This window comes from Enterobacter sp. MGH 24, from assembly GCF_000493015.1.
Classification (GTDB): domain Bacteria; phylum Pseudomonadota; class Gammaproteobacteria; order Enterobacterales; family Enterobacteriaceae; genus Enterobacter.
In genome coordinates, this window is the sequence record NZ_KI535657.1 from 296,826 (window position 1) to 319,234 (window position 22,409).

The window sequence follows — 22,409 nt, forward strand, 5'->3', positions numbered from 1 at the left end:
ACAGGGTTTTATAAGACGCAAAGTACCAATAAAAATGGTTGTCTTTCATAAGTAATTAGATTCGCTCTGATGTTGCCACTCTGAATCCTGGCGGGCATCGTGCGCGCTAAAAACAACGGTCAGTGCTGCGTTATAACAGCGACTGCGCCGGGGGCGCCCTTTACCTTCTGCAGAGATGGCTCGTCTTGCTCGCCGTTCATGACACATCTGCTGGAGTAATATTTAAATGAGCCAAATCTCTGTTATATCGAAACTTACTGGCGTGGAAACAACCACGGAAGGCACCCAGGTAACCCTGAGCCATTCCTCTATCGTTGAGCTTCATGTCGAGCGAGCCGATGTCTCCCACTTCGCGCGAAGCGGTAACGATCTGGTTATCACACTCCACTCCGGCGAGGTGATTACCCTTAAAAATTTCTACGTCACTGATGCGCAGGGCGTAAGCCAGCTGGTTCTGCAGGACAGCGAAGGCGCATTATGGTGGATTGAAGATCCTACCGGGGCCGCCACCTATGAATCTATCGCCTCGACGGATGTGCTGCTTGCCTCGTCAGGAAGCGATACCGGTGGGGCCGCCATCTGGCCGTGGGCGCTGGGCGGCATTGTCGCCGCGGGCGGCATCGCGGCGGCAGCAAGTGGTAGTGGCGGCGGAGGCGGTGGCGGTGGCGATAACGGCAACACCACTAACCCTGGCACGCCGACAAACCCTTCCGATCCGGACAGGACCCCGCCGAATGCCCCAACCGGCCTTCAGTTCTCGGCGGATGGTAAAACCGTCTCCGGTACCGCCGAACCCGGCAGCACCATTACGCTGAAAGATGCCGACGGCAATGTGGTTGGCACGGGTAAAACCGGCAGCGACGGTAAATTCACCATCGATCTGGGGACGCCGCTGACCAACGGCGAACAGCTTACCGCCACCGCCACGGATCCATCGGGGAATACCAGCCCGGGCGCGACTGTGACTGCACCGGACACCACCGCGCCGGATGCCCCGGATATCCTGTTAGTGAATGATGATGCGGGCGACAAGGCTGGCCCGCTGGAAAACGGCCAGCGTACTGATGATGCCCGTCCGACTTTAAGCGGTATCGGCGAGCCCGGCAGCACCATTACGGTTTACGATAACGGCCAGAAGATAGGTACCACGCAGGTAGATGCTAAAGGTAGCTGGAGCTTTACCCCCAAAACCGATCTCGCCAACGGCAGCCACACCATTACAACGACGGCTACCGATGCAGCAGGCAACACCAGCCCGGCATCGGGCGCCGTGAACTTTATCGTTGATACGCTCGCACCAGCCGCTCCGGTTATCACCAGCGCAACCGACGATGTCGATCCGGTGACAGGAACAATCAGTAACGGTGGCAGCACCAACGATCGGCGTCCACAAATCAGCGGCACTGCAGAAGCGGGCTGCACCATTACTATTTTTGACGGCTCTATCGCTATTGGCACTGCAGTCGCCGGCAGCAACGGCACATGGACCTTCATCCCGTCGGTGAATCTCAGTGAAGGCAGCCACTCTCTCACCGTCACGGCCACGGATGTGGCAGGTAATACCAGCCCCCCATCGCCCGCGTTCACCATTAACGTGGATCTGACCGCTCCGGTCACCCCCAGCGCCATTGTGATCAACGATGATATCGGCCCGCTGAAAGGCGTTCTCACCGCGGGACAGTCTACCGACACCACTCAGCCGCGTCTGACGGGCCGGGGAGAACCCGGAAGCACTATTTCCATTTATGATAATGGCAAGCTCGTAGGGGAGGCGATCGTTAAGCCAGACGGTACCTGGACCATTACGCCAACCAGCCCGATTGCGGAAGGATCTCACTCCATTACCGTCCAGAGCACCGATGGAGCCGGGAACCAGAGCGCCATGTCGCAGCCAATCACCTTCATCGTGGATACCACGCCGCCGGACAAACCGGTTATTACCCTAAACCCGGCAGGCACGCAGATTACCGGTACAGCCGAACCTAACAGCAGCATCGTGATTACCAACAATAACGGGGAGATCGTCGGCCGTACGACAACCGACGGCAATGGTAATTTTGTTGCCACTCTCTCGCCTGCACAAACCAACGGTCAGATCATTTCAGTCGTGGCCTCTGACGCCGCGGGCAACCAGAGCCCGGCGGCGACCGTCAACGCCGCAGACACCACGCCACCTCAGGCCCCTGGCAACCTTCAGGTCACTGACGATGGACAAAGCATCAGCGGCACGGCGGAGCCGGGCAGCACTGTCACTATTAAAGGGGCCGATGGCACGGTTATCGGTGAAACCACAGCCAACGGCGACGGCACCTTCAGTGCGCCGTTAAGCCCGGCCCAGACCAACGGTGAAGTGCTGACTGTCGTCGCGACCGATGGCTCCGGCAATATTAGCCTGCCGAATACGGCCACGGCACCGGACAGCACTGCGCCGCTTGCGCCGGACAATGTGGTCGTTTCCGGAGATGGCACCACCGTGACCGGTACCGCAGAGGCGGGCAGCACCGTGACCATCCGCGAAGGCGGCGTCACCGTAGGTCAGGCAGTCGCCGATGACCAGGGCAACTTTAGCGTGACGCTGAATCCGCCAAAAGCCAACGGTGAAGCCCTGACGGCAGATGCGACCGACCCAGCCGGTAATACAGGTCCAACAACGCCGGCCCTTGCACCGGACATTACCCCGGCACAAACCCCGGTGATTGTCTCGGTGGTCGATGACTTCGCGCCCACCACGGGGCCCATCGCCCAGGGCGGGCTCACCAACGATGCAACCCCGACCATCAGCGGTACCGGTGAAGCAGGCACAACGCTCTTTATCTACAGCGGCAGCGCTCAAATCGGCACGCTGGTTATCCCTCCCTCCGGACAGTGGAGCTTTACCCCGAGCGTAGTTCTGCAAGAAGGCGGACACGTACTGAGCGCGAAAGCCATCGACGCGGCAGGCAACGCCAGCGCAACCTCTAACACCTGGAGCATAACGGTCGACAGCGTCGCCCCTGGCACGCCGGTCATTACGCAGGTGGTGGATAATGTTGAAGGCCGTACCGGTCCGCTCGATACCGGCGAAATCACCAACGATCCGACCCCGACGCTTAACGGTACCGCCGAACCGGGCGCGACGATTACCATCCGTCTGGACGGTAACAGCATTGGCACTGCCGTCGCTGACAGCAACGGCGCGTGGACCTTCACCCCCACCACGCCGATTGGCAACGGACAACATACCGTGACCGTTGTTGCAACCGATGCGGCAGGTAACAGTAGCGCACCTTCAGGCGGCTTTACCTTTACGGTCGATATCACTCCGCCACCTGCCGCGACCATTGCCAGCGTGACCGATGACGCTGGCGACGTGCAGGGCCCGCTCAGCAGCGGCGATACCACGGACGACACCCAGCCCCTGCTGCAAGGCAGCGCGCCGGCGGACACCATTATCACCCTCTATGACGGCGATACCCTGCTCGGCACCGCCACCCTCGACGGCAACGGCGGCTGGAGCTTTACGCCAACCACCCCGCTCACCGATGGCCCGCATTCGATCACCGTCCATGCCACAGATGTCGCCGGCAACACCAGCGTCTCCGATCCGTTCGACCTGGTGGTGGACACCGTCGCCCCTGCCACACCGGACACGCCGGCCGTTACCGTCAACCCGGATGGCGGCACAACCGAGGTCGCGCTGAAGCCAGGAGAAGTTACCCGCGATACCACCCCAACGCTGAGCGGCACCGGGGAGGCGGGCGATACCGTCACGATTTATATCGGCGGCGTTAAAGTTGACGAGGTCCCGGTAGGCAGCGACGGCAACTGGAGCTGGACGCCAACGACTCCGCTGAACAATGGCACCTATGACATCACCCTCACCGTCACCAACAAGGATGGCGCGGGCAACGAAAGCGCACCGTCCCAGCCGGTGACCATCACCATTGATACCGACCCACCGACCACGCCTGCGGCCCCTACCGTGACCGACAGCGTGAGCCAGATAACCGGTCCGGTTGCCGATGGCGGAACCACTAACGATCCGCGTCCGGTACTCAGCGGCACCGGTACGGCGAACGACGTGATTATTATTTATGACAGCGTGAATAATCAGCCAGCCAGCGAAGTGGGCCGCGTCACCGTAGACAGCAACGGTAACTGGAGCTGGCGTCCTGGCAGCAATATTGATGAGGGAAACCACGAATTTACTGCCACTGCGACAGATGAGGCGGGCAACGTTTCAGATCCGTCACCTGCAATTACCATTACCGTTGATACCGTGGCACCGGATACGCCAGTCATTAGTGCCGTCGGCGGCGAGCCGAGCGGCGGTATTATCACGGATACCACGCCGATCGTCGGTGGAACCGGCGTCAACGGCGAGACGGTAATCGTCTATAACAACGGCGTCGAGGCTGGACGCGTCGTCGTGGTGAATGGCGAGTGGTCTCTTGAACTGCCGACCCAGACTGACGGTCCGCTGAACATCACCGTTGCGGGGGTGGACGCGGCGGGTAACGTCAGCGATCTCAGCCAGGTCTTTACCGTCACGCTCGATAGCGTTGCACCTGAAATACCGCAGATTAACGCGGTCTCCGACAGCCAGGTGACGAACAATACGCTTTACACCCGCGACGGCACGCCAACCCTTACGGGGACAGGCGAACCGGGCAGCACGGTGATCGTTTCCGTGGACGGCGTCCCATCAAGCGTGCCGGTGACGGTACAGCCGAACGGCACATGGACCTGGACCGCGGGCAGTACGCTGTCGGATACCGCCCATACCTTTACCGTCTCTGCGGTTGACCCGGCGGGTAATACTTCCGGCAGTTCAGCCCCGCTCAGCGTGACGGTGGATACTAACGATCCGGATGCGCCTGTCGTTACCAGTATAGCCATTGAAGGTACCCCGTTGACCGGTACTGCCGAAGCGGGAGCAACCGTCACCGTGACCGACAGCAATGGCAACGTTCTTGGCACAGGGGTGGCCACTGGCGGCAACTTCTCCATTGCGCTGAGTCCGGCTCAGCAGGATGGCGCAGTCCTGACTGTGACCGCAACCGATGCCTCAGGACGTACAAGCCCGGAAGCTGACTTTACCGTCAGCGGTACAGTATCCAATCTGCCAGAGGTTCCGATCATCACCGCCATCACTGACGATGTCGGGGCCGTAACGGGTAACGTGCTGGGTAAAACCTCAGACGATACCGCGCCGGCGATCAGCGGAACGGCTCCTGCTGGCAGTACCGTCACGCTCTACCAGGACGGCAGCCTGATCCCGCTGGCGATTATTCCGGTAGGGACAGACGGCACATGGAGCTATCAGCTGCTCGTACCGCTGAGCCCAGGAAACCACTTCTTTGAAGCGACTACCACGGTCGGCCTCTTTACCAGCGGCCTCTCTCCGGCAGCTACCGTCACTGTCGATCTCACCGCCCCCGGAACCCCAACCATTGGCGCAGTGATTGATGACGTCGGTCCTGGCACTGGCCCATTGACCAACGGTCAGGCCACTAACGACAACCAACCAACCCTTACCGGTACCGGCGCGGTTGGCGACACCATCTCCGTCTACAACAACGGCACGCTGCTGGGAACCACGCAGGTCGGCAGCACGGGCACCTGGAGTTATACGACGCCTGTGCTGGCAGACGGTAATAATGTCCTGACCATCCGCGAGACCGATCCCGCCGGAAACCAGAGCGGGCCTTCGGCGGGCTTTACCGTTGTGGTTGATACGATCTCCACCACACCGGTGATTACCAACGTCACCGACAATGTCGGCAACGCTGCCACTACGGTCGTCAGCGGCAATCCGACTAACGACGCGACGCCAACCCTCACCGGTACGGCAGATGCGAACAGCGTAGTGACGATCTCAGACAACGGGACGCAGATTGCCGTAGTCACAGCGGATAGCACAGGTGCATGGACGTTTACCCCTGACACCGCCCTCGGTGAAGGCCTGCATAGCTTTACCGTCATCGCCACCGATCCGCAGGGGAACGTCAGCCAGATCTCCAATACCTGGGGCGTAGTCGTCGACCTGACGCCTCCCGCAGTTCCTGCGCTTGATACCGTCAGCGACAATGTGGCGGGCGGGATCGTCGGTAATCTTACGACCGGCCAGGTCACCAATGACGCTACGCCAACGCTCACCGGGAGAGGTGACGCCGGCAGCACAATCCACATTCTGAACAATGGGGTGGAGATTGGCACCGCCCCGGTAGACGTTAACGGCAACTGGAGCTTTACCCCTGGCACCGCGCTGGGGGATGGCAGCTATAACATACGCATCAACGCCAGCGATGCCGCCGGTAACGTTTCCGCCAACTCGCCGGTCTTCGTCTTCACCGTCGATACCACGGGCCCTGCTGCGCCAGCGATCGTCAGCGTGATTGACGATGTCGGCCCGGTCACCGGTACCCTCACAACGGGCAACAGCACCAATGACGCACGTCCGACCTTCAACGGCACGGGCGAAATCGGTGCCACGGTGCACATCATTGTGGATGGCAGCGAGATTGGCACTGCGGTCGTCAACGCTCAGGGGAACTGGACCTTTACCCCGGACACCGCGCTCGCCGAAGGGCCGCACGCCATTACCTTCAACGCCACCGACGCGGCGGGCAACACGGGCGCCACCACGGCACCGTTTAACCTGACGGTGGACACTATCGCGCCGTCAGCGCCGGTTATCTCGACCGCGGCGGACAATGCTGGCAGCGTACAGGCGCCACTCACCTCCGGACAAAGTACCGACGACACCACGCCAACGCTAACGGGCACGGCGGCGGCCAATGCCACCATTACGATTTACGAGAATGGTCAGCAGGTCGGCACCGCCACGGCGAACGGCAGCGGCGCATGGAGCTTTACGCCTTCCACGCCGCTGGCAAACGGCAGCCATACCTGGACCGCCACGGCCACCGATGCGGCCGGCAACGTCAGCCCGGCATCGCCTGGCTTTACGCTGGTGGTGGATACGACCGCTCCCACCGCGCCGGTTATCAGCCAGGCGATTGACGATGTGGGTACCGTCACCGGCGCGATCGGTTCCGGGCAGACCACCGACGACACCGTTCCGCGTCTCATCGGGACCAGCGAGCCGTTTGCCACCGTCAACATCTATGAAGGTGCAACGCTTGTGGGAACCGGCACCGCGGATGCCAGCGGAAGCTGGAGTATTCTGCTTAACACCACGCTGGCTACGGGCACGCACAGCTTCACGGCCCGCGCGACGGATGCGGCTGGCAACACCAGCGATCCGTCAACAACCTTCAGCCTGACTATCGACACCACGCCGCCTGCGCAGCCGGTGCTGAGCAGCATTGTGGATGACGTTGGTAATGCCGCCACGCCGATCGGCGACGGCGGGTTAACCAACGACGCGCAGCCAACCCTCACCGGTACGACGGAAGCGGGCGCGACGGTGAAAATCTTCGATAACGGCGTGCAGATTGGCAGCGTGACCGCCACCAGTGGGGCGTGGAGCTTTACGCCGACCACGCCGCTCGCTAACGGGCAGCACAGCCTTACCTTCACCGCGACGGATGCGGCCGGCAACGCCAGCGCGCCTACTACCGGGTATGTGATTAACGTGGATGCCACCGCGCCGGTTGCCCCGGTCATCAGCTCGGTGGTGGATGATGTGGGCAGCATCACCGGACCAATAACCGGCGGCAACCCGACCAACGACGCGCGCCCAACGCTGAACGGTACCGCAGAAGCCAACGCCACCGTGCGCATCTACGACGGTGGCACCCTGGTTGGCACGGTCACCGCCGACGCCAGCGGCAACTGGACGCTGCCGCAAACCACTACGCTGGGTGAAGGCTCGCATACCTTCACCGCCACCGCCACGGATGCGGCGGGCAACACCAGCGTGGCATCGGCCCCTACCACCATTACGGTGGATCTGACCGCGCCTGGCGCACCGGGCAGCCTTGCGGTGATCACCAACGGGACGCACGTCACCGGTACCGCCGAAGCGGGCAGTACCGTCACCATCACCACCAGTACCGGGACGGTTCTCGGTACCGCAACGGCGGACGGTAGCGGGAACTTTAACGCGACCATCACCCCGGCGCAGACAGACGGTGGTTCCCTGCTGGTCTACGCCACCGACAAGGCCGGTAACGCCGGCGTCAGCGCCTCGGTGATTGCGCCCGTCACGCCAATCCCGAACGCGCCGGTTATCGCCACCATCAACGATAACGTGGGCACCGTGACCGGCAATCTGACCAACGGCAAAACCACCGACGATACCACCCCAACCCTGAGCGGGACCGCCCTGGCGGGTTCCACCGTCACGCTGTATAACAACGGCGTGTCGATGGGCACCGTAGTTGCGGACGGTTCAGGCAACTGGAGCTTCACCACTCCGGCGTTAGGCGAAGGCGCTCACGCCTTTACCGCCACCGCGAGCAACAGTTCGGGTACCAGCCCGGTTTCCGGTGCGACCACCGTGATTGTCGATCTCACCGCGCCAACGGCACCGACCGGCACCATTAATGCCGACGGCAGCGTGTTGACCGGGAATGCAGAGGCCGGCAGCACCGTCTCCATCCGTCTTGCCGACGGCACCACGGTGACGACCACCGCAGGAAGCAACGGGACCTACAGCTACACCTTCCTCAACAAACAGACGGAAGGTCAGACGCTGCAGATCACCGCCACCGACGCCGCGGGCAATACCTCGCTGCCGGGTTCAGCCCTTGCACCGGTGGTGCCGCTCTCCGCCAGCAACAACGTCGAAGAGCTGGATCTCAGCACCACCGCCACCGTCACCAACAGCCAGTACAGCGATTACGGCTTCCTGCTGGTGGGGGCTGTGGGAAATGTTCTGACGCTACTGGGGAATGACACCGCGCAGGTGGACTTCACCGTAGGCAGCGGTGGCAGTGCCGATATCGTGGTGAATGCCAACGCCACCGGCGCCGTGCTTTCTCTGCTAAACACCCTTGAGCTGGTGGTGCAGCGTTTCGACAGCGTCAACGGCACCTGGACTACGGTTATCGATACCGGACAACCGCAGTTTGCCGACCTGCTGACGCTGGGTGCCACCGGCGTATCGCTCAACCTGACCGGGCTGGCGAACGGCGATTATCGCGTGCTCAGCTATAACACCAACCTGCTGGCCACAGGCTCCTACACCAGCCTCGACGTGGCGGTGAAAGAGACCGGCCCGGGTACGGTCACGGGCGATACCAGCCTTAACGGCAACGTGATCCTCGATACCGACCCGACCGCGGGCAGCGACAACGCACCGGCAGGAACCACCGTTTCCGCCGTCACCAACGCGCTGGGAGTGACCACCAGCGTGAACGCCGACGGCACGGTCGTTCAGGGGCAGTACGGTACGCTGACCATTAACCGCGACGGCAGCTACACCTACAACCTCACCGACACCAGCGCCGCGGTGATTGGCCGCACGGAGAGCTTCACCTACACCATCACCCATAACGGCGTGAGCGCGTCGGCGAACCTCGTGCTGTCGCTCGGTGCGGGCAGCGTAACGAACGGCATTGTCGCCGTTGACGACACGGCCTCGCTGACCTTCGACACCACCGTGAGCGAGGTTAATAACGGTACGTCATCTCAGAGCGGCTTTACCCTGGTGGGCATCAATCTCGGCAATACGCTGGGGCTGAACCTGCTGGACGACATGACCAACCCCATTATCTATAACGTGGAGGAAGGCACCACACGCACCATGACCATCCAGGCCTCCGTTGGCGGCGTAGCGCTGGCGTCGGTGTTCGATCTGTACGTCTATAAGTTCAACAACGCGACCCAGACCTTCGAGCAGGTTCGCGTCGAGTCGGGCTGGCTACGCGCCCCACTGCTGGGAGGCACCTCGCCTCAGCTGACGCTGAACCTGCCCGCCGGGGAGTACCTGTTCCTGCTGAACACCGCGGCGGGGATCACTGCCCTGACGGCCTACACGCTGAGCGTCCTGCAGGATCATGTCTACAGCGTGGCGAGCATCAGCGAGACAACCACCGGCGACGTGCTGACAAATGACCCTGTTCCGGCGGGAACGGTAGTCTCGGATGTAAACGGCGTGACGGTCAACAACAGTGGAACAACCACCATTCAGGGGGAATATGGCACGCTGACCATTAATTCGTCCGGCCAGTACACCTATACCCTGAAAAGCGGCGTGGGCGCGGACCATATCCGCACCCCTGATACGTTTGTCTATACCATCACCGCGCCAGACGGGTCGAAAGACACGGCGACGCTCAACATCACCCCAACTGCACGGGCGATGGATGCGGTTAACGATGTCAGTGCCGTAATGGACGTCACCTCGGTACACCACACGTCGACCTACTCCGATACCACCGTCGGCAGCGCCAGCTGGACGACCGCGCTGCTTTCATCAACCCAGGGCAGCGGAAGCGGAACCTTTGTGGTGGATCCAAACACCGCCCTGCATAACGCGTCGCTGCACTTTAACGTTGCTTCGTTGCTGGCGCTGGGCGGGCTGACGGTGAACTGGACGATTAGCGATGCCAACGGCGCGATCCGCACCGGCTCCTTCAGCGGCGGCTCGCTGCTCGGCGGCAGCATCGACGTTCCGCTGACCGGGCTGGATCTGAACGCCGGGACCTATACGCTGAGCTATACCGGCAGCGTACCGGGGCTGAGCGTAGGTAACATCACCATTACCCCAAGCGTAAACGGCACCACCTACTCGCTCAGCCAGTTCGACACCACCAGCGGGCACTTCGTTAACGGCAATATCTTCGACGGCACGGATTCCGCAGGGGCGATGGATCAGCTGCACTCGGTGGACACCCGCCTGAGCGTTACCGGCTACAACGGCGTGACCACCACGCTGGATCCGTATAACGGCAGCGCTACGGTGAACATCACCGGCCATTACGGCACGCTGGCGATCGGCGCGGACGGTCACTACACCTACACCCTCAATACCGGGGTGTCGCTCTCAACCATCACGTCGAAGGAGACCTTCAACTACACCCTGACCGACTCAGCCGGGAAAACGGACAGCGCCACGCTGACCATCAATATGGCGCCGCAGTTCATCAGCTCTGAACATAACGACGCCATCACCGGTACGGCCTACGGCGATACGCTGATTTACCAGGTGCTGAACAGTACCGCAGGCAACGCCACGGGGGGGAACGTCAGCAGCGCGACGGGGGATCACTGGACCGGCTTCTCGCTGGCGCAGGGAGACAAGATCGACATCGGCGATCTGCTGGTCGGCTGGAACGGAAGCGCCTCGACGCTCGGGAATTATCTCCATGTCACTAATAGTAATGGCAATACCGTGATCTCCATCGACCGTGACGGTGCGGGTGGCACCTACACTAATACCACGCTCGTTACGCTTGATGGCGTTCAAACCACCTACGACGAGCTTGTTAACCAGCAGCACATCATTACCTGATAGCACCTGCAAGAGATGACCCGGGCGCACAGCGCCCGGGCATAACAATAAAGCTTTACTTATTTTATTAGGGACATGACATGGGAATGAAGATGCCTTACTGGTGGCTCTCGTGCTGCCTGATATCTGTGCCTGCTCTATGCGCGAACCCGGCGGCAACCATCAATACCGGACAACTGCGCGAAACGCAGGAACTCCCCTCACTCAATGGCCGCGTGGCTCCTGCGGCTGGCAACGCCGCTCCCGGTTCGTTACAGCTTGGCGACGCCGTCAACCGCGCCGTCACCTGGCATCCGGCCATCAGCGAAGCCGTGGGCAAACTCTACCAGCAGAGCGAAGAGGTGGACGTCGCGAAATCAAAATACTATCCGCAGATTAATGCCGGCGTGGACAACGGGTATTCCCACGACGGCGACCAGAACGGCTTTACGCCGTCGCTGGTGCTTTCTCTCTCGCAAATGCTCTACGACTTCGGCAAAGTGGCCAGCCAGGTGCGCGCCGAGAGCGCCGGCGTGGCCCAGCAGCAGGCCAACGTGCTGGTGAGCATCGACACCATCGCCCACGATACCGCCATCGCCATGGTACAGGTGCAAACCATGCAGCAGATGGTCGACACCGCTAAAGAGCAACTTTCAGCCCTCTCTTCCATCGGCACGCTGACCCGCCAGCGTAACGACGAAGGGGCAACGTCGCTCTCTGACGTGGTGCAGACCGATGCCCGTATCGAAGGCGCACGCGCCCAGCTGATGCAGTACCAGGCCAGCCTGGACAGCGCCCGCGCCACGCTGATGAGCTTTCTCGGCTGGAACAGCCTGAACGCGATCAGCAACGATTTCCCGCAAAAGCTGGGCCGGAGCTGCGACATCGCCGAGCCGGATGACCGTCTGGTTCCCGCGGTACTTGCCGCCTGGGCGCAGGCTAACGTCGCCCAGGCTAACCTCGACTACGCCGACGCCCAGATGACGCCGACCGTCTCGCTGGAGCCGGAGGTGCGCCACTACATGAACGATCGCTATGCGGGGAGCGAAACCCGGGATCGCACCCAGTATTCCGCATGGGTGAAAGTGCAGATGCCGATCTACCAGGGCGGCGGCCTCACCGCCCGGCGTAACGCTGCCGGACACGCGGTGGAGGCGGCGCAGTCCACCATTCAGCGCACGCGTCTTGATGTCCGCCAGAAACTGCTGGAAGCCCGCAGCCAGGTGATGAGCCTGCAAAGCACGCTGCAAATTCAGGGCCGCCAGGAGGCGCTCAGCGCCCGCACCCGCGAACTTTACCAGCAGCAGTATCTGGATCTCGGCTCGCGCCCGCTGCTCGACGTGCTCAATGCCGAACAGGAGGTCTATCAGGCGCGCTTCACCCAGCAGCAGACCCTCGGCCAGCTGCACCAGTTGCAGCTCAACTGCCTGTATAACACCGGACAGCTGCGTCATGCGTTCGATCTTGATAACCGCACCATCCAGACCGTGGAGATCCAGCCATGAAGCAGCGTAATATCCCACAAGGTGAAAACATGACGGATGAAGCTCTGGCCCAGTGGGCGCAGGCCTTTGGTTTTGTCGCCACGCGCTACCGCGTCGCCTGCTCACCCGGCGCGCTGATTGCAGGCGCACCGTGGCTAAAAGGCAAACCGATGGTACCCGCCCTCACCCAGCTGGCCCGCGAAGCGGGGCTGTCGTTTCAGCTTCTTACCGACGATCGGCAGGCGATAAACAGCTGGCGTCTGCCGGTAGTGGTGGCGATGAACGACGGCAGGATCGGCGTGATCGAGCATTTCGACGGGGAGGATACGCTGGAGGTCAGTTTTTTCGGCGATGAGATGTATACCAACCGACTGTCGATGACGGCGATGCTGCCCGCTATCCGACACATTATTGCCCTGCGTCCACTCGCCGCGCTGAAGGACAGCCGCGTGGATGCCTATATCTCAAAATACCGCCCGGACTGGCTCTACCGGCTGGTGATGCGCGACCTGCGCCCCTACAGCTGGGTCATGCTGGCCGCCCTCTTTATCAACGTGCTGTCTCTATCCGGGATCGTCTTTTCCATGCAGGTCTATGACCGGGTGATCCCCGCCCAGTCCTACCCGACGCTTTACGTTCTGACCATCGGGGTACTGATTGCCACCCTGTTTGGTTTTGTACTGCGCGTGGCGCGCGGGCACATTATGGATCTGCTGGGCAAGCGCTCGGATATGCGCGTTTCGGATCGCGTATTCGGCCACGCGCTGCGGCTGCGCAACAGCGCTATTCCCCGCTCCACCGGCAGCTTTATCTCTCAGCTGCGCGAGCTGGAGCAGATCCGCGAGATGGTGACCTCATCAACCATCTCGACGATTGTTGATCTACCTTTCTTTTTCCTGTTCGTGGTGGTGCTGGCGATCATCGCCCCGCAGCTGGCGTGGATCGCCCCGGTCGCGGCGGCGATCATGGTCCTGCCCGGCCTGCTGCTGCAGAAGAAGCTGGCGGAACTGGCGAAACAGTCGGCCCATGAATCGACCCTGCGCAACGCGGTGCTGGTGGAGAGCGTGCAGGGGCTGGAGGACATCAAGCTGATGCAGGCGGAAAACCGCTTTTTGCAGCAGTGGAACAGCTATATCCAGATCACTGCGGAATCCGGCCTGCGCACCCGCGAACTGACGCAGAACCTGATCAGCTGGGGGATGACCATTCAGAGCCTGGTCTACGCCGCCGTGATCGTAGTCGGCGCGCCGATGGTGATCGACGGCACCCTGACCACCGGTTCGGTGGTCGCGGCGTCAATGCTGGCCTCCCGCATGATTGCCCCGATGGCGACGCTGTGCGGCGTGCTGGCCCGCTGGCAGCAGGTCAAAGCGGCAAAAGAGGGGCTGGACAGCATCATGCAGCTTCCCACCGAGAATCAGCGCGAGGAGACGCCGATCCGCCAGGACGTGCTGCGCGGTCACTATCTCTTTGAACAGGCGCAGTTCCGCTATCACCCGGAGGATCCGCGCATGGCGCTGCGTATTAACCGTCTGGAAATCAGGCCGGGTGAAAAAGTGGCGATCCTCGGGCGCAACGGCGCCGGGAAATCGACCCTGCTACAGGCCATGGCGGGCGGGATGGATCTGGCGGCTGGCGAGCTGCGGCTCGACGGCTTCAGCCTGCCGCATCTCGACGTGGCCGACGTCCGGCGCAACGTCGGCTTTATGACCCAGAACGCCCGGCTGTTTTACGGCACCCTCCGCGAAAACATCACCCTCGGCATGCCGCGCGCCACCGACGAAGAGATCTTTGAGGCGCTGGAGCTGACCGGCGCGGCGGGCTTTGTGCAGAAACTGCCCAAAGGGCTGGACTACCCGATCATGGAAAACGGCGTGGGACTCTCCGGCGGGCAACGCCAGTCTATTCTGCTGGCGCGAATGCTGCTGCGCGATCCGAATATTGTCCTGATGGATGAACCCACCGCCTCGCTGGACGAGCATACCGAGCGGGAATTCATCCAGCGTCTGGGCGACTGGCTCGGGCATCGCACTCTGATTGTCGCCACGCATCGCGTACCGGTGCTGGAACTGGTGGAGCGCGTCGTGGTGTTGAAAGAGGGGATGCTGGTGATGGACGCGCCAAAAGCCCAGGCGCTGAGCAACAGCCGTATGCAGCAGCAACAGCAGCAGGCAGCAACCGGACGGGAGTGGAAAAATGAAAATCAGTCAGCGTGACGTGGCGGCAATGGACGATCTGGATAACGCCCTCGACTCCGAAAGCAGCTACACGGGCGCGCGTCGGATCGTGCTCTTCTCGCTGCTGATGTTTGTGGTGCTGGGCGTCTGGGCGTGGTTTGGCGTACTGGACGAGGTGTCAACCGGCTCGGGTAAAGTGATCCCCAGCTCGCGCGAACAGGTCTTACAGTCTCTCGACGGCGGGATCCTCACCGAGCTGAACGTCCACGAGGGCGATCAGGTGCAGGCCGGACAGGTGCTGGCGCGGCTCGATCCGACGCGTTCCGAATCGAACGTCGGCGAAAGCGCGGCGCGCTACCGGGCCTCACTGGCCTCCAGCGCCCGCCTGTACGCCGAGGTAAACGATCTCCCGCTGAAGTTCCCTCCTTCGCTGGCAAAATGGCCGGATCTGATTGCTGACGAAACGCGGCTGTACAACTCCCGCCGCGCGCAGCTGGAGGATACCCAGCGGGAGCTGCGCGCCGCGTTAGATCTCGCCAACAAGGAGCTGGCCATCACCCAGCGGCTGGTCAAAACCGGTGCCGCCAGCCACGTGGAGGTGCTGCGCCTGCAGCGACAGAAAAGTGACCTGGAGCTGAAGCTCACCGACGTGCGCTCGCAGTATTACGTTCAGGCGCGCGAGGCGTTATCCAAAGCGAACGCGGAGGTGGATATGGTCTCCGCCATCCTCAAAGGCCGCCAGGATTCCGTCACCCGTCTGACGGTAAAATCCCCGGTGCGCGGGATCGTGAAAAACATCAAGGTCACCACCATCGGCGGCGTGATCCCGCCCAACGGTGAGCTGATGGAGATTGTGCCGGTGGACGATCACCTGCTGATTGAAACCCGACTGTCGCCGCGCGATATCGCCTTTATCCACCCAAACCAGGAGGCGCTGGTCAAAATCACCGCCTACGACTACGCCATTTACGGCGGGCTGCACGGGGTCGTTGAGACGATTTCCCCGGATACTATCCAGGACGAAGCCAAGCCGGAGGTGTTTTACTACCGGGTGTTTATCCGCACCAGCCAGGATTACCTGGTCAATAAGGCGGGCAGGCACTTCTCGATTGTGCCGGGGATGATTGCGACGGTGGACATTAAGACCGGAGAGAAAACGGTGCTGGATTATCTGATCAAGCCGTTTAACCGCGCGAAAGAGGCGCTGCGGGAGCGGTGATGAAACGCCTTACATCATTTTCTGAAGCCGCCTCGCAGGATTTAACTTCTTCTGGATAGCCTGCTTTTTATTAGGGTTAATCGGGCGTATGTTCCTTCCACGCCAGCAAAATCTGGCGTCGGGATTGGCATCCCGGTTAAACTTAATGGCGGCGTGAGCTCTTGTTGCGCCGTGCGTCTGGCTACATTTCAATGGTGGGCTGGACGGGGGCGTCGCAAGACGCGCCGGTGTCCATTAAGACCGGTAATGCCAACTCCGTTCAGTCCTGCCACCCGGGAAATTGGCATTTCTCTGGCAGGGTCTTAATCACTTAATGGAAACTGTCATATGACCACCAGTAACGCACTTTTCACGACCCCCTTCGGCCACAATACCGACTTCACTGAACTTGCCGACAACTGCCAACGCTATTGCGAAGCATTGGTGGAAGAGACCGATCCTGCAAGAAAAATAGCGCTCTGCGGTCGTCTTGCATCGACCCTCGCCCTGCTTCGCCCGATGCTGCTGGAGCCGCTCCCTGAGCACTTACAGGAACGTCTTACCGTCAATGTGTTCCCCGAATGTGAACCTGCATTTAACGCTGAATCCGATCAGCTCTGTCGCTATTGCGAGGAAATTACGCAACTGTTGATGGGGGGAGCGCTCGCCCCTGAATCCGCTCGTGTGATGGGAGATTTACTCTTTGAACTGACAGGATATTTTGCTGACCAGCTAAAAGCCCCGCGCTGGCTGAGAACCGAGGCTGGCGTCGCGTTGCTGGGTTGACATGGTTTTCTCCCTCTCCCACGGGGAGAGGAACATTCAAAATCATTGACTATAATTTAATCGCAGACTTGTTGTAACTCACTGATTAACAAGTCTATTTAACAGTTGTGCAATCCTATCTGGATGCATACGATTTCAGTGTAACAGCACCCACAACAACACCCGCTGTTATGCAAATTGTATGCACCGCTTATGCAAAAGGAGAAAGCAACAATGCGGTTAAATGATAGTGTGATTGGCGGACTACGCGCAAAAGATTCAGCCTACTATGTTTTCCGGGATGATGGCACCAGGGGAACGGGCAGATTAGGTATCAAAATTTTTCCTTCAGGTCGTAAATCCTTTGTCTATCGTTTCCAGGCTGATGGAAAACGTAAGTTTAAAACGCTGGGCGACTGGCCTCACTTCACATTAGAAAAGGCTACGCAACGCTATGCTGAACTTGCGGGTATGCCCCTCCAGAGTCGCTCTGACGCGATGGGTAAAAAAATGCGAACAGGAACACTGCGCGAACTCTTTGCGGCTTTCATAGCCTTCAAATCGCGCTCTGGACACCGCAGCACGATAAGTCAGTATGGCGCACTGTTTGAACAGCTAATCAAACTAAAACTCTTCACAGGTGATGAAATAGCTAATGAGATTACGTCTGTGCAGATCACACGCTGCATCCAGCACTGGACAAAGCAAGATTTCATGTCAAGAGCGAAAGAAGTCAGGAAAAAACTTCATGCTCTTTTTGAATACGGCATTGTTGCTGATAATGATCCGCTTAGTGATGTTGCATGCAACGGAGTGCAGTTTCAGATTGCTCATAATCCGGTGCGTAATGTCCAGAATTTTGAGGCTGGTACACCAGGCGATCGTTATCTTGACTTTAAAGAGCTACGTTATCTGTTAACGCTATTTGATAACGAAAAAAATGTCCTTCCTCCTGATGTACAAAGTTTAGTTGAACTTGGATTTTATACGTGTGGACAACGCCCGTTCGAGTTATGTCACTTACAAAAAAGCAGATATATCCCGGAACAAAATAAAATAGTTCTTGCTAAAGAGTTCTCAAAAACCGGAATCGAAACAGCAATATTCATCAGTAATAAAGCCAAAGAAATTCTAAATGATCAAGCAGCTCGCTATCCGGATAGTGATTTCTTTTTCCCAAACGTAAACTATGAAGAACAATTAAAAAAATACAAAAAGGAATTAAAAGCAAATCCGATTACTAAGATGGAAAAACCCACTATAGGACTTAATAGTGATGCATGGAAAAAGCATATGAACGAATTCGCAAAAATACATTTTGATCAGCCATTCTCTATGCGTGATATTCGCCGTACATTTAAAACACTCGCAGGAATGCTACATTTTACAGAAAATGAACGTGACATAGTCAATCAGCATGTAAACAAAACCATCAGTAAAAAGCACTATGATAAATATGATTACTTCATTGGAAAGCGCGAAACTACTTTAAAATGGGAAAAGGCGTTAAGTCTTTTGTTAGAAGATGATGGTATGGAAATTATCAATAAAATCATGGAAAATGATATAGTTTTGCAACGTGATTTTTGCATAAGTAATTTTTCAGCCATAAAAATTTAGATCCGAATTGCATATAAATGCAATTCGGATTTTATTTATGGACATTTGCTTCCTTATCAACAAAGAAAAGATATTATTTCCATGCATGTATAGTGAATGTTTCTACCATTTGAATAGATAGAGGAAACAAAATGCCTGGATTTGAACTTTATGAACAATATGATTTTAGACGGAGAGCCAATATTACAGACTTTGAAAGGATAGTAAGTCCAAAGAGAGGATTGGAATTGGCATGTAGCTATTATGAATTAGACTATGATTATTATGAACAGCAACTGCGTTTTCGTTTGCCAGAAAGAAAAAGGAACGGAAATAGATTCTTCGGGGAAAAATATAAAAGAAAAAGTTTAGTTTATTATGATCCAATATATGATGAGGTAAAGAGGAATTTGCAACTAGGATGGTTGATTGCTGTAGATAGAGAAGAGCATTGGGCCTGGTATAATAATCCTTTTTATTTTAATGAAGAAGGGAATATTGTTTATGAACCTTTTATGCGAGATGCGTGGGATAGTTCATTCCGTGATGTTGTGATGGGCGCATATCAGGAAGTCTTAGAAAGAAATCGAGGAATAAAACCCAGACTAACCCAAAAAATTCAATACGGTGCACCGGGTTATGTTGAACCTGAGCAACATGCTCAATCGACTAAAACATTAAATAATAAAAATGTAGGTCGTCTCCTTGCAGCAGGTGGGATATACAATAATAATATTGATGACTTCAGGAAAACTGCGGAGCAACTGGGTAAAGAAACGGTAGAGGGTTATGATGGAGTTATGACTGATACAAATATCGGTATCGGTATAGCGGCTGCATCTATTCTTTTAGTAAAGAATCCTGCGATGGCTGAAGAGCTAACAGGATTTTTGGGGGAAACAAAAAATTCAAAAGTTTTCTTGCAGGACGTTAAAATTGAAGAGATAAATTACTTACGCAGACCGCGTGATGAATATTTAATACTTAGAAAAGAGTTTGATAATTCTGTCAGAAAAAAATTTATGAAAAGTTTATCTGTCGAACCTGGTATTGATAATTATTTTAATGCCGCTCAAATTGAATTAATGGCGCGTGGTGGTGTTCCTGAGACCTGGCAGGTTCATCATAAATTACCTCTCGATGATGGAGGGGATAATAGCTTTGGAAATTTGATATTAATACAATCAAAGCCATATCATAATGTATTAACTGGTGTGCAAAAATCCGTAACTAAAGATTTGATACCTGGTCAAAGCATTGATACATTATGGCCTATGCCAAATGGAACATTTTACAAAAAATAGGAGTGAACAATGGAAAGTATAAATTTTCAAGATATTGATAAATCAATTGAAATATTAAAAAACAATATGATCAAATATCATTACACTATCGCAACACCGCTCACTCAAGACATAAAAAATTTTATTCAAAGCGACATACCACCCGCAGAATGGAATGAAATAAAGAAAAATGTACACCAGGACATAAAAACAATATTTGACGAAAGGCAGGATATTAAACATTTTTATGCGAAAATTGATGGATTAGAATTTAATGCGGCGACGATATATGGGTTCAGTCAGGTTGCTGATGGGGAACTGTTGTGGTCAAATATTTATACAATGAATTTTTATTATAGAGATAATGAAATATTTATAGATCCGGATTTAAAAGATAGCATCGTTATAGGAGAAGATAGTATGTCATACTTTTTATACAATATGGAATGTAAAATATTTGAAGTCCGAGATAAGATAGCCCCAGGGGTTCTAGAATCATTCAATGAATTCAACGGAATTCTAAAGTATATAATTAGCACGACGGAATTATGAATGTAAAATCGAGTGTGATACTTATTTTAAGTAATAGTTTAAGTTGAAAAAGGGACTCTATCGAGGTTTATCTGTTTGCCGCGATGCGTGAAGGGAAAATCTGGCGGATCCATGAAGTCACGCGAGCCCTCAGCGGTGATGCTGCAGACCGCACGCTGGCACACGCGATAGAATAACGTCACCCCGCCGGGCGCGGTGCGGTACGGTTATACACCCCAACATAGCGCGCAAATTTCCCGATAAACACGCCCGCAAACACGCCGCCGGAGACGATCGCCAGCGCGCTCATGGCAGGCTGCTGCATCGTCTGCGGAGAGACCGCGCTCATCACGCCCAGCACATACTTCACGCCGAACGCCAGCATCATAAACGGCAGCGCGGTGTAGTCTGCCTGGCGGTAAAGGCTGCGCGGCGCCTCTGCGCGGGTGATAGCCGCCTGCTTAATCAGGAAATACCCCAGCGCGGCCCCGGCGAGGATCCCCGCCGTCCACAAGGCGACAGTTCCGGGAGTCAGCGTGCGGTAGACCACCAGATCGTAAATATCCCAGATAAGAAAGATGCCCGGAATGATGGCAAGCCGCTCCAGCGTGACGGTGGCGGGCCTGCGGGCTTTAATGCCGCGAGAGATGAGGAAGATAAACAGCACCCACACCCAGACGGGCGTATGCGTAACGACACCGAACAGAAATTCAAACATGGAGATCTCCATGGACGATCGCGGCCCGTGCCGCCCTGAACGCGTATTGCGCATAATGGCCAGAACGCCATTATGCGCAGGTCTTTTACAGCGATTTTTTCAGGCGTTGAACCGCTTCCTTCAGCTCGTCATCCGTTGGCGTGACAAACGACATACGCAGCGTTGAATGGTCTGGCTCATTGCAGTAGAAAAATTCGCCCGGCACAAATACTACGCCGTTACTTAACGTTTTTTCCAGCCAGCGGGTGGTATTACTACCATTTTTCATCTTCGCCCACAGGAACATGCCGCCCTTCGGCTTGTGGAACGACATCACATCGCCCAGCTCGGCCTCCAGTTCAGTGGCAAACGTCTGGTATTTCTGGCGATAGGCTTCGCGGATCGTTTTAATCTGATCGGGCAGACGACCGGTTTTCAGGTATTCGTACGTCATCAGCTGCGACAGCGTGCTGGTGTGCAGATCGGTGGTTTGCTTAAGGTTCACCACCGCGCGCTTCAGCCATTCCGGCACCAGCACCCAGCCTACGCGCGTACCCGGCGCGAGAATTTTAGAAAAGGTCGAGGTATAGACCACGTTCTCTTCGTTGCCGATATCTTTGGCATGGGCAATTAACGGGCGGAACACTTCATCGGTATAATTAATCTCGCTGTACGGATCGTCTTCAATAATCACGAAGTCATAGCGCTTCGATAATTCCACCAGCTGCTTACGGCGCGCTTCAGAAAGGGTTACCCCGCCAGGGTTGCCAAACGTCGGCACTATATAGACCGCTTTGATGGTTTTATTTGCCGCCAGCGCTTCGAGCTCGTCGACGTTCATTCCGTCGCCGTCGGTGCCAACGGATTCAAAATTCGCCTGCGCCAGGCCAAATACCTGCAGCGCAGCAAGATAGGTTGGACGCTCAACCACAACGGTATCGCCCGGGTTAATTAATGCACGCGCCAGCACGTCGAGAGACTGCTGCGAACCGGATGTCACCACCACATCATCCGCCTTGCAGCGAATACCTCGCCCTTCGCAGATGCGCTGAATTTCTTCCCGCAGTCCCGGTACGCCTTCGGTCAGGCCGTACTGAAACGCCTCGCCAAAATGCTGTGATAAGACGGCATCGGCAGCAATTTTAAGCCCTTCGTGATCGAACAGATCGGGATTAGGAATACCCCCGCCCAGCGAAATCACCCCCGCCATTTTGCTATGTTTTAATAATTCACGGATGGCAGAGGATTGCAGGCCCTGCGCGCTGCTGGCGAGTTTGTTTGCAGACATTCTT

The 22,409-nt window shown here is 57.0% G+C and carries 10 protein-coding genes; 8 read left to right on the plus strand and 2 right to left on the minus strand.

Going from position 1 to position 22,409, the window contains the following annotated elements; all coding sequences use genetic code 11:
• The first annotated feature begins 226 nt into the window (after positions 1–226).
• The 8 genes from L370_RS20285 (at position 227) to L370_RS20250 (ending at position 20,441) form a co-directional block, all read left to right on the plus strand.
• Complete coding sequence (locus L370_RS20285; protein WP_023333141.1) at positions 227–11,404, plus strand: BapA/Bap/LapF family large adhesin; 11,178 nt, start codon at positions 227–229, stop codon at positions 11,402–11,404.
• Between the two features lie 80 nt (positions 11,405–11,484).
• Positions 11,485–12,888, plus strand: a complete 1,404-nt coding sequence (locus L370_RS20280) for a TolC family outer membrane protein (protein ID WP_023333142.1) — start codon at positions 11,485–11,487, stop codon at positions 12,886–12,888.
• The gene (locus L370_RS20275; RefSeq protein ID WP_023333143.1) at positions 12,885–15,083 is read left to right on the plus strand and encodes a type I secretion system permease/ATPase; all 2,199 of its coding nucleotides are present in this window, start codon (positions 12,885–12,887) and stop codon (positions 15,081–15,083) included. Before L370_RS20280 ends, L370_RS20275 begins: the two co-directional genes overlap by 4 nt.
• 10 nt (positions 15,084–15,093) lie before the next feature.
• On the plus strand, positions 15,094–16,263 hold the full coding sequence (locus L370_RS20270) for a putative HlyD family type I secretion protein (protein WP_155858063.1): 1,170 nt from the start codon (positions 15,094–15,096) through the stop codon (positions 16,261–16,263).
• Between the two features lie 327 nt (positions 16,264–16,590).
• A complete protein-coding gene (locus L370_RS20265; RefSeq protein ID WP_023333145.1) occupies positions 16,591–17,028 on the plus strand; it encodes a hypothetical protein in 438 nt (145 codons plus the stop codon).
• Between the two features lie 213 nt (positions 17,029–17,241).
• Entirely contained in the window at positions 17,242–18,627 is a 1,386-nt protein-coding gene (locus L370_RS20260) for a tyrosine-type recombinase/integrase (protein ID WP_023333146.1), read from the plus strand.
• A 131-nt stretch (positions 18,628–18,758) separates the two neighbouring features.
• Positions 18,759–19,910, plus strand: a complete 1,152-nt coding sequence (locus L370_RS20255) for an HNH endonuclease signature motif containing protein (RefSeq protein WP_023333147.1) — start codon at positions 18,759–18,761, stop codon at positions 19,908–19,910.
• Positions 19,911–19,919: 9 nt separating this feature from the next.
• Positions 19,920–20,441, plus strand: coding sequence for a YrhA family protein (locus tag L370_RS20250; protein WP_023333148.1), 522 nt, complete (start codon positions 19,920–19,922; stop codon positions 20,439–20,441).
• A gap of 178 nt (positions 20,442–20,619) precedes the next feature.
• Here L370_RS20250 and L370_RS20245 read toward each other — a convergent pair whose 3' ends face one another.
• Positions 20,620–21,138: a DUF6622 family protein gene (locus L370_RS20245; protein ID WP_023333149.1), complete on the minus strand. Its 519-nt coding sequence runs from the start codon at positions 21,136–21,138 to the stop codon at positions 20,620–20,622.
• Positions 21,139–21,223: 85 nt separating this feature from the next.
• Complete coding sequence (locus L370_RS20240) at positions 21,224–22,405, minus strand: aminotransferase-like domain-containing protein (RefSeq protein WP_023333150.1); 1,182 nt, start codon at positions 22,403–22,405, stop codon at positions 21,224–21,226.
• Positions 22,406–22,409: the final 4 nt, after the last annotated feature.